This is a genomic window from Mycobacterium sp. SMC-17 (genome assembly GCF_045310915.1).
In the GTDB taxonomy this organism is placed as follows: Bacteria; Actinomycetota; Actinomycetes; order Mycobacteriales; family Mycobacteriaceae; genus Mycobacterium.
Genome location: NZ_JBJIAK010000162.1, coordinates 1 through 1,147, shown reverse-complemented (window position 1 = coordinate 1,147; position 1,147 = coordinate 1). Strand labels below are relative to the sequence as shown.

Here is a 1,147-nt window from a genome sequence, read left to right as displayed (position 1 = left end):
GACCTGCAGGGCGATGACGAACCCGGCGCCGATCACGGCGGAGACGATCTGCGCCACCAGCCGCGTCCGGCTCGGCCCGATCACGCGAAACAGCAACGCGGTGACGGCGATCGCCGCGGCAGCCGCCGATAGCCCGATCGCAAGGACGACGCCGAAACCGGCGAGCCAGCGCGCGCCGCCGAGATAGACCAGCACGTCGATGAACGGCGTCGACAGCAAGAGCGCCATGCTGCTCACCGTCAGCGCGATCGCGGCAATCCGGATCGAGAAGATGTTGGTGAGCTTGGCCGGCGACGACATGATCAGATCGAGATCGGCACGGGCATAGAATACCCGCGTCACCGACTCGATCGCCTGCGAAAGCATCAGCGCCCAGGACAGGAAGATCGTCGCGGTCAGCACGATCAGCGAGGACGGATCGAGCGGAAACCGCAAGTCGACATAGCGGGCGACCACGGCATAGGCCGGCAGATGCAGGATCGCCGCGAAGACCAACAGGCCGATCACGGCGTGATTGCGCCGCCGCCGGCCGCCGGTCATCATCGCCAGCCATTCGCGCCAGGCCAGGCGGAATTCGTGGCGGGCGAACCAGGTGAGATGGGCGGTCGAGCTCACGCGGCCGCCGCTTCGGTATCGACCAGCGCGATGAACATGTCTTCGAGCGTGGTGTCGTTGCGGCCGTTCTGCTCGCGCAACTCGGCAAGCGTGCCCTCGGCGATCAGCCTGCCGGCCGCGATCACGCCGATCCGGTCGGCCATGCGTTCGGCGACTTCGTCATGATCACGGTGCAGCCGGCCCGGACGCGCTCCTGCAGCAGCCCCTTGACGTGACGCGCCGACAGCGCGTCGAGGCCGGTCAGCGGTTCATCGAGAATGATTAGGCGGGGGTCGTGCACCAGCGCGCCGGCGAGCGCCACCTTCTGGCGCATGCCCTTGGAGAAGCCTTCGCAGCGCTCGTTCAGATGCGGCTCGAGCCCGAGCGAGATCAGGAGATTGCGTGCCGACTTCTCCGAGGTGCGGGGATCGATGCCCCACAGGCCGGCGACGAATTCGAGGTATTCCAGCGGCGTCAGCTTGTCGTAGATCATCGGCTCGTCGGACACCCAGGCCATGATCTGCTTGGCGGCGACCGGATCGGCCAACGCATC

At 66.9% G+C, this 1,147-nt stretch carries 3 protein-coding genes; all 3 read right to left on the bottom strand.

What is annotated here, in order from left to right:
* Positions 1-615: hypothetical protein (locus ACJH7A_RS30580; protein WP_406803326.1), on the bottom strand; the 615-nt coding region annotated here is incomplete at its 3' end.
* Entirely contained in the window at positions 612-758 is a 147-nt protein-coding gene (locus ACJH7A_RS30575; protein ID WP_406803325.1) for a hypothetical protein, read from the bottom strand. The genes ACJH7A_RS30580 and ACJH7A_RS30575, both read right to left, overlap by 4 nt.
* A partial coding sequence (locus ACJH7A_RS30570; protein ID WP_406803324.1) for an ATP-binding cassette domain-containing protein occupies positions 737-1,147 on the bottom strand: 411 nt, incomplete at its 5' end. The genes ACJH7A_RS30575 and ACJH7A_RS30570, both read right to left, overlap by 22 nt.

Bases quoted from the DNA above. Each gene is read 5' to 3' on its own strand.
- ACJH7A_RS30575 (WP_406803325.1), bottom strand. From the start codon at position 758: ATGGCCGACCGGATCGGCGTGATCGCGGCCGGCAGGCTGATCGCCGAG.